General features: G+C 69.5%; 5 protein-coding genes. All 5 read left to right on the top strand.

Features of this window, described 5'->3' with window-relative positions:
* Positions 1–8 precede the first annotated feature (8 nt).
* The 5 genes from J5226_RS01090 (at position 9) to J5226_RS01070 (ending at position 8,767) form a co-directional block, all read left to right on the top strand.
* A complete protein-coding gene (locus J5226_RS01090) occupies positions 9–3,779 on the top strand; it encodes a porin (RefSeq protein ID WP_255322953.1) in 3,771 nt (1,256 codons plus the stop codon).
* A 292-nt stretch (positions 3,780–4,071) separates the two neighbouring features.
* Positions 4,072–5,235: a cystathionine beta-lyase gene (locus tag J5226_RS01085; protein ID WP_215838012.1), complete on the top strand. Its 1,164-nt coding sequence runs from the start codon at positions 4,072–4,074 to the stop codon at positions 5,233–5,235.
* A gap of 261 nt (positions 5,236–5,496) precedes the next feature.
* On the top strand, positions 5,497–5,709 hold the full coding sequence (locus J5226_RS01080; protein WP_215838011.1) for a ribbon-helix-helix protein, CopG family: 213 nt from the start codon (positions 5,497–5,499) through the stop codon (positions 5,707–5,709).
* A gap of 338 nt (positions 5,710–6,047) precedes the next feature.
* The gene (locus J5226_RS01075; RefSeq protein ID WP_215838010.1) at positions 6,048–6,785 is read left to right on the top strand and encodes a response regulator transcription factor; all 738 of its coding nucleotides are present in this window, start codon (positions 6,048–6,050) and stop codon (positions 6,783–6,785) included.
* On the top strand, positions 6,782–8,767 hold the full coding sequence (locus J5226_RS01070; RefSeq protein WP_215838009.1) for a PAS domain S-box protein: 1,986 nt from the start codon (positions 6,782–6,784) through the stop codon (positions 8,765–8,767). Before J5226_RS01075 ends, J5226_RS01070 begins: the two co-directional genes overlap by 4 nt.
* The last annotated feature ends 18 nt before the right edge of the window (positions 8,768–8,785 follow it).

Raw genomic sequence — 8,785 nt, 5'->3', positions numbered from 1 at the left:
GCGCCATGATGAAAATGAAACTGTTGGACTACACCCTGATCGGCATCCTGGCCGGTCTTTCCTCGGCCGCCGGCGCGCAGCAACTGCCCGCGCCGGTCGCCGCCGGCCCGGCCGCGGCGTCGCCGTCGCCGCGGGCGGCGGATCCGGCCGCCGCCGAGCCGCCGCTGAAGTGCGGCGACGACGGCTGCGACAACGGCGACGGCGTGCTGTTCGAGTTGCGCACGCGCGGCAGGCGCCAGCCGTTGACGGTCGGCACCACCGACCGATCGAGCTCGCAGGCCCTGCAGCCCGATCGCCGCGTCACCATCGAGGCCGAGCAGCCGCGTTCCGAATGGAGGGGCGCGCCCAAGCCCGGCCGGGCCGTCGCGGTCGGCAAGTGGTCGCTGCAACTGCCCGGCGGCGGCGTGGTGTGGGCGACCGAGGATCCCAATCTCGGCCAGCCGCACATGGCCGTCTCGGCGCCGACGCTGCTGGGCTTCGAGAACGGCCGCGTCGTCAAGCCGGTGAAGTTCTACACCTACAACAACTATTCCGCGTTCATCAAACGCAGCGAAGTGTTGTTGTTCCGCGCCACCGACACCGACCTGGCGGCGCCGATCGCCCGGGTCGATCTGCCCAACGCCGCGGTCGGCGAGGCCGAATGGAACGGCGAGCTCGATCCCGGCCTGCGTCTGCGCAACGGCGACGAACTGGTGTACATCGTCCGCGCTTACGGCGAGGACGGCAGCTTCGACGAGACCTATCCCAACCGCCTGCAACTGGTCACCCCGAGCGAAGCCGAGCGCGGATCGCGGCTGTTGCGCGATTCGGTGGAGAAATCGCAGAACACGAAATTCAGCGTCGAAGAAGCCGAGCAGCGCAGCCAGATCGACCGGGTGTTCGGCCAGGACGCTCTGCGGCGCCAGAACATCGCCGTCTACGGCTCGCGCATCCGCATCCAGGGACGCAACATCCCGGACCGCGAGTCGATCAAGATCAACGGCCGCTCGCATCCGATCGACCTGGAGCGCAAGTTCGTCGCCGAATATCTGGTGCCGGTCGGGCAGCACCGCTTCGATGTCGAAGTCGGCGGCGGCAAGGCGGGGGCGAGCCATCGTGCGCTCGATGTCGACGTCACCGGCAAGTATTTGTTCGCGGTCGCGCTGGCGGATGTCACCGCGTACAAGGGCAGCACCCGCGGCTCGGTCGAAACCGTGGCCAACGACAAGCGTTTGGCCGACGACAACCTGGTCGTCGACGGGCGGCTCGCGTTCTATCTGAAGGGCAAGTACCGCGGCAAGTATCTCGTCACCGCGCAGGCCGACACCCAGGAGCGCGAAGTCGGCCGACTGTTCAACGGCTTCTGGGACGCCGATCCGCAGGACGTGTTCCGCCGCCTCGATCCGGATCAGTACTACCCGGTCTACGGCGACGATTCCACGACCTACCGCGATGTCGACACGATGGGCCGGCTGTACCTGCGCGCGGACTGGGACAAGAACCAGGCGCTGTGGGGCAATTTCAACACCGGCCTGACCGGCACCGAGTACGCCCAATACAACCGCTCGCTGTACGGCGCGGCGCTGAGCTGGCGCAGCCGGCGCAGCACCGCGCTGGGCGAGCCGGGCACCCAGCTGCGCGTGTTCGGCTCGCAAGCGCAGACCGCGCCGGGGCATACCGAACTGCTCGGCACCAACGGCAGCCTGTATTATCTCAAGCACGGCGATCTGCTGCCGGGTTCGGACAAGCTCGCGGTGGAAGTGCGCGACCGCACCACCGGGCGGGTGCAGAGCCGGGTCGAACTGGTGCGCGGCGCCGATTACGAGATCGACGAACTGCAAGGCCGCGTGCTGCTGACCCGGCGCCTGGACCAGATCACCCGCCAGAACGCGCCCAGCCTGACCCGCGACCGGCCGCTCGACGGCTTCGACCAAGTGCTGCTGGCCGATTACGAATACGTGCCGACCGGGTTCGACCCGGACGACACCACGCTGGGCGTCCGCGGCAAGCATTGGTTCGGCGAACACCTCGCCGTCGGCGGCACCTGGATCGACGAGAACCGCTCGGGCGAGGACTACACCTTGCAAGGCGCGGACCTGACCTTGCAGGCCGGGCGCGGCACCTTCCTCAAGGTCGAGAACAGCCGCACCCAGGCCACCAGCGCGCCGATCTTCTATTCCGACAACGGCGGCCTGAGCTTCAGCGAACTCAATGCCGGCCTGCAGGACCGCCGCGGCCGCGCCCGTTCGGTCGAAGCGCGCGCGAACTTCAAGGAACTGGGTTGGACCGAGGGCGAGTGGACCGCGAGCGCGTGGTCGCGCAGGGTCGACAAGGGCTATTCGATCTCGCGCTACGACACCAATGAGGCGGTCGAGGAGCGCGGCGTCGAGGTGTACGGCGAACTGACCCCGGCCGTGCGCGTGTTCGCCCGCTACAGCGAGGCCGAGCGCGGCAAGGCGTCGTTGACCCAGGCTCAGGCCTCGGCCGAATGGCGCTTCACCGACGAAGCCACGCTCAGCGCCGAAGTGCGCCGGGTGCAGGAAGACCGCGCCAACGGCCTGGACGCCAACGGCGTGCTGGCCGCGGTGCAGTACAAGCAGCGCTTCGGCAGCAAGCTGGAGCTGTACGGGACCGTGCAGAAGACGGTCGACGACGACCACGGCCGCTACGCGCCCAACGACTCGGTCGCCCTCGGCGGCAAGTACGCGTTCGGCGAGTTGTCCAACGTCGGCGCCGAAGTCGTCCACGGCGATCGCGGCGACGCGGTCAAGCTCGACGCCGAATACCGGCTGGCCCCGGACCACTCGATCTACGGCGCCTACACCTATTCCACCGACACCACCGACTACGACCCGCTGTTCGACGACCGCCGCAACACCGGCTGGACCCTCGGCCAGCGCTGGCGCCTGTCGAATCAAGTCAACCTGTACAACGAGAGCGTGTTCCTCAAGGCGCCGAACGAATCCGGCCTGGGCCACACCTTCGGCATGGACTTCTATCCGGGCGAGGGCTGGAACCTCGGTTTCGCCCTGACCAAGTCCACGCTCGAACGCGAGGCCGCGTTGGGTACGGTCGAACGCCGCGGCGCCAGCCTGACCGGCGGGCGCAGTTCGGTCGATACCCAATGGCAGAGCAAGCTGGAATGGCGCCGCGACACCGGCGCCGAGCGGCGCGAACAATGGACCAGCACCAACCGCTTCCTGCACAAGTTCGACGACAGTTTCCGCATCGCCGGGCGGCTCAACTACTCGCAGACCCGGGACCAGCTCAATGCGCAGGCCGGCGCGAAGTTCGTCGAGGGCAACGCCGGCTTCGCATGGCGTCCGTTCGACACCACGCGTTGGGCGATCTTGGGCAAGTACACCTATCTCTACGACGTGTCGTCGCTGGGGCAGGTCGGCCCGGACATCGCCACCTACGATCAGCGCACCCAAGTGCTGGCGTTCGAGGGCGTCTACAACCCGAACCATCGTTGGGAGTTCGCCGGCAAGCTCGCGCGGCGCGTGGGCGAGGTGCGGTTCGGGCGTCAGGAAGGCAAGTGGGAGGATTCGACCACGACCTTCGCGGCGGTGCAGGCGCGCTACCGCGTGCACGAGGTCTGGCACGGTCTGGCCGAATACCGCTGGCTGGACGTGCGCGACGGCGGCACCCGCACCGGCGTGCTGCTCGGCGTGGACCGCGATCTGGGCAAGAACTTCCGCGCCGGCGTGGGCTACAACTTCACCGACTACAGCGACGATCTGACCAACTTCGATTACGACCATCGCGGCTGGTTCCTCAATCTGGTCGGCAGTTACTGAGGGACGCCGGCTCGCGCACCGCTTCGGCGGCGGCGCGTCCGGCGGCGAACGCGAGCGAACCCGTGCCCGCCGGCATGCAGCGCCGGCGGGCACGGTTCGTTAAGGGCCGGGGAGGGCGCGCCGGTCCGTGCCGCAGTTCGCAAGCCGGCGATGCGAGCCGGCGAGCGCGCCGATACGGCCATGCGGATCGCCCCGGCGCTTGTGTAAGCTCGGGGCGACCGCGCGCATCGCCCGCGATTGCGCGTCCCGCGCGCCCGCTCGCGGCGCCGCCCCCCCGACAGCGAACCTTCCCATGCCTTTGGACTGGCGTTCCAAGCTCGCCCATCCCGACGCCGCCGCGCCGGCCGGATTCCGTTCCCTCGCCACCCCGGTCTACCGCGGCTCGACCACGCTGTTCGCCAGCGCCGCGCACGTGCACGACCACTGGGACCGGCGCGAAACCCCCTACACCTACGGCCTGTACGGCACCCCGACCACGCTGGAACTGGCCGCGCGCATCGCCGAATTGGAAGGCGGCGGCCACTGCTTCATCGTCCCGGGCGGACAGGCGGCGATCAGCTTGGTCGACATCGCCGTGCTCAAAGCCGGCGGCCACGTGCTGATCCCCGATTGCATCTACGGCCCGCACCGCGAGTTCTCCGACCGCTGGCTCAGCCGCTGGAACATCCGCGCCGAGTACTACGACCCGATGATCGGCGCCGGCATCGCCGCGCTGCTGCGGCCGGAAACCCAGCTGGTGTGGTGCGAAAGCCCCGGCTCGGTGACGATGGAAGTGCAGGACGTGCCGGCCATCGCCGCCGCCGCGCACGCCGCCGGCGTGCCGGTCGCGCTCGACAACACCTACGCGGCCGGCGTGTTCTTCGACGCCTTCGCCCACGGCGCCGACATCGCCGTGCAAGCGCTGACCAAGTACATCGGCGGCCACAGCGACTTGCTGCTCGGCTCGGTGACCGTGCGCGACGAAGCGTTGTACCAATCTCTCGGCGACGCCCAGCAACTGCTAGGCATGGGCGCCTCGCCGGACGATTGCAGTCTGGCGCTGCGCGGCCTGCAGACTCTGGGCGTGCGCTTGGATCATCTGCAGCGCAGCACGCTGGACGTGGCGCGCTGGCTGCAAGCGCAGCCCCGGGTGGCGCGCGTGCGCCATCCGGCACTGCCGGGCAGTCCCGGGCATGAGATCTGGCAGCGCGATTTCACCGGTTCGGCCAGCGTGTTCTCGGTCGAATTCGATGCCGCGCTGAGCCAGGACGCCGTGGTCGCCTTCATCGACCGGCTGCGGCTGTTCAAGATCGGCTACAGCTGGGGCGGCACCACCAGTCTGGTCGTGCCGCAGTTCTCGCTGCACCGCGACTTGCCGCGGGCCGGGCGCAATCTGGTGCGGTTCAACATAGGCCTGGAGCGCAGCGAAGATTTGATCGACGACCTGCGCGCGTCGCTGGCGCAGTTGCCGGCTTGATCGGCCTGCGCGTTTGCGCGGGAAGGACGACCGGCGTCTCGGCCGCGACCGCCGTGGGCGAAGGAAGGCCAGGAAGCGGCTCGGCGTTGAATGTTGGTTCGTGGAATAAATACACATTAAATGCGTATCAAATCAGTGCCTCACGTGCGCTGACCCAAAAAACACAAAATTCCGCGCGTATTCCTACGCTTCACGCGCACGAAAAGCAGCTATCGTGTGCGTTTGATCGACATCACCCATCCCGTTTCCGCGGAGCGACCGATGAAGCACCAACGCATGACTCTGAGCCTGGACGCGGGCGAAATGGCCGAACTCGAAGACATGGCCCTGCGTGGAAACTCCAACAAGACCGAAGTGATCCGGCGCGCGATCCGCATCTATATGTTGCTGGAACAAATGCGCGCCGAGGGCAAGGAGTTGCATGCGCAGGAGCAGCCGGGCTCGCGGCAACTGGAACGGCTGGTGTTCGTCTGATCCGACTGCCGCCTCGGCGTCGCATGAAGACGCTCGCGACGCCCGCGACGGCGTCTGCGATCGGCCCGGATCCGCAAACACAAGAACACTCGGGCCCGCGCCGATTTCCGTGATCGGCATCCGATAGATTCCTGAGTCGCCGTCGCGCGAAACATCGGCGCCGCGCTGGCGCCGGCACCGCGACGGCCTAACCGATCCATGCCGCGCCGATATTGACGCGGATCAACTTCCCCGCGCTTCGCGCCGCATCGCCGCAAGCGCCACGCCGCGCTATTGCCGCTGCGCGCGAATCGCCCCATGCTGCGCGCATCACGGCCACCGGTCTGCGAGCGAGCGCGATGTCCTCCAAACCCAGCGACGCCGTCCCGGCCGCGCAGCCGCGGCTGCTGCTGGTCGACGACGACGCCGACATCCTCGCGCTGCTGGCGCGTTACCTCGGCGCCAACGGCTGCAAGACCTCGGCCGCGTCGAGCGCGGCGCAAGCGCGCGCGGCGGTGGCGGCGGGCGGCATCGATCTGGTGTTGCTGGACCTGGGCCTGCCCGACGAGGACGGCCTGTCGCTGCTGCGCCATCTGCAAACGCAATGGCGCGGCCCGGTGATCGTGGTCAGCGGCCGCGGCGAAGCGGTGGACCGCGTGGTCGGCCTGGAGCTCGGCGCCGACGATTACATCGCCAAGCCCTTCGATTTCCGCGAACTGCTGGCGCGCGTGCGCTCGGTGCTGCGGCGCGCGGCCGCGCCGGCCGCGGCGCCCGCATCGGAGTCGCTCGCGTTCGAAGGTTTCCGTCTGGACTTGTCCTCGCGCCGCCTCAGCGACGCGGCCGGCGCCGAGATCGCGCTGACCACCGGCGAATTCCAATTGCTGCGCGCCTTGCTGCAGCGTCCGCAGCAAGTGCTCAGCCGCGACGAGCTGATGACCGCGCTGCACGGCCGCGAAGCCGGGCCGTACGACCGCACCATCGACGTCGCCATCGGCCGGCTGCGGCGCAAGCTCGAATCCGATCCGTCCGCGCCGAGCCTGATCAAGGCAGTGCGCGGCGCCGGCTATCTGTTCGCCGCCGCGGTGAGCCCGGCATGAGCGCGGACGCGTCCTTCGCCGGTTTGTTCGAGGCGGTGCCCGACGCGTTGTTGCTGGTCGACGGCGACGGCCGCATCGTCCAGACCAACGCCCAGGCCGAGCGCCTGTTCGGCTACGCGCCGGGCGAATTGCTGCGCATGGACGTGGAAACGCTGATCCCGGCGGCCGCGCGCGACCGCCACCGCCGTTACCGCGAAAGCTACATGGCGCGGCCGCACGTGCGGCCGATGGGCGTGAGCGGGCAGAGCCTGATCGGCTTGCGCCCCGACGGCAGCCAGTTTCCGGTGGAGATCGCGCTGAGCCCGATCGGCGGCGCGCATGGGCCGCGTTATCTGGCCTCGGTGCGCGATATCTCCGAAACCCAGCGCGCCCGGCAGGCGCTGGTGCGCGCGCGCTACGACGCGCTGGCCGCGCGCATCGGCCAGTTGGCGCTGGAAGCGCAGGACGAATCGGGCGTGGTCGACGCCTTGCCGCGCTTGCTCGCCGACGCGCTGGATATTCCGACCGTGGCGGTGCTGTTCGTCTCCAGCGACCGCCAGAGCGTGGAAATCCGCGCCGGTGTCGGCCTCGACGACGGCGGCGCAGCCTTGGACGAAGCGGCGTTGCTGGCCGGCATCGGCGCGGGCGAAACCGCGGTGACCGAAGATTTCGCCAGTGCCGACGCGCCGCGCTTCGCCTTGCCCGCGGCCGCCGGCAGCGGCGTGCTGGTGCCGTTGCTCGACCGCGGCCGGCCGATGGGCGCGCTGCTGGCGCGCGCGCCGCGGCCGCGCCACTTCGATCACGATGCGCTGCACTTGCTGCGTTCGGTCGCCAACCTCACCGCCGCGTTCGTGCAGCGCCGCCGCACCGAGGAACAACTCGCGCATTCGCAGCGGCTGGACGCCATCGGCCAGCTCACCGGCGGCATCGCCCACGATTTCAACAACCTGCTTACGGTGATGTCCGGCAGCTTGCAGTTGCTGGAACTGGAATGCGGCGACAAGCCCGAGGCCGGCGAACTGATCGCCAGCGCGCTGCGCTCGGTCGGCCGCGGCGCCGAACTCACCGGCAAGCTGCTCGCGTTTGCGCGGCGGCAGCGCCTGAGCCCGCGCGCGGTCGACGTGCCGGCCTTGCTGCGCGATGTCGAGAGCATGCTCAAACGCACGCTCGGCGACAGCGTGCACCTGCATGTGCACTGCGCCGCGCCGCTGGCCGCGGCCTACGCCGACCCGGGCCAACTGGAAGCCGCGCTGCTGAATCTCGCGCTCAACGCGCGCGACGCGATGCCGCGCGGCGGCGAGATCGCCATCGACGCCAGCGTCTTCGAGGTCGCGGCGCGCGACGACGGGAGCGAGCTGGCCGAAGGCGATTATCTGCGCGTCGTCGTCGCCGACACCGGCCGCGGCATGGCCCCGGAAACCTTGGCGCGGGCGATGGAACCGTTTTTCACCACCAAGGAAGCCGGGCGCGGCAGCGGCCTGGGCCTGAGCATGGTGTACGGCTTCGCCAAGCAGAGCGGCGGCGACCTGCGCATCGACAGCGCCTTGGGCTACGGCACGCGAGTCGAATTGTTCCTGCCCGCCGCGCGCGCGCCCGCGGCCGCGCCGGCGCCGGCGGGCGGCGCGCACGCGCCGGGGCGCGGCGAAACCGTGCTGGTGGTCGAAGACGACGCGGCGGTGCGGGCGATCGCGCTGGCGTTCCTGCGCGCGTCGGGCTATCGCGCGGTCGCGGTCGGCAGCGCCGGCGAGGCCTTGCGCTATCTGGCGGGCGAGGGCGAAGCGGCGGTGATGTTCAGCGACGTCATGCTCGGCGAAGGCATGAACGGCAAGGAGCTGGCCGCGGCGGCGCGGCGCTTGCGGCCGCGCTTGCCGGTGGTGCTGACCTCCGGCTACGAGACCGAAACCGCGAATGCGGGCGAGGCCTTCGATCTGTTGCGCAAGCCGTATCGGCGCGAGCAGGTGGCCGCGGCGATCGCGCGCGCGATCGGTTCGGGCGACGCCTGAGCGTCGACGCGTCGCGAT

The sequence above is a fragment of the Lysobacter sp. K5869 genome, assembly GCF_018847975.1.
In the GTDB taxonomy this organism is placed as follows: domain Bacteria; phylum Pseudomonadota; class Gammaproteobacteria; order Xanthomonadales; family Xanthomonadaceae; genus Lysobacter.
The sequence above is the reverse complement of the archived record's forward strand: the minus strand, read 5'-3'. Positions and strand labels throughout refer to the sequence as shown.

Excerpts from the sequence above, each read along its gene's own strand:
- J5226_RS01090 (WP_255322953.1), top strand. The coding sequence starts at position 9 with ATGAAAATGAAACTGTTGGACTACACCCTGATCGGCATCCTGGCCGGT.
- J5226_RS01085 (WP_215838012.1), top strand. The coding sequence starts at position 4,072 with ATGCCTTTGGACTGGCGTTCCAAGCTCGCCCATCCCGACGCCGCCGCG.
- J5226_RS01080 (WP_215838011.1), top strand. The coding sequence starts at position 5,497 with ATGAAGCACCAACGCATGACTCTGAGCCTGGACGCGGGCGAAATGGCC.
- J5226_RS01075 (WP_215838010.1), top strand. The coding sequence starts at position 6,048 with ATGTCCTCCAAACCCAGCGACGCCGTCCCGGCCGCGCAGCCGCGGCTG.
- J5226_RS01070 (WP_215838009.1), top strand. The coding sequence starts at position 6,782 with ATGAGCGCGGACGCGTCCTTCGCCGGTTTGTTCGAGGCGGTGCCCGAC.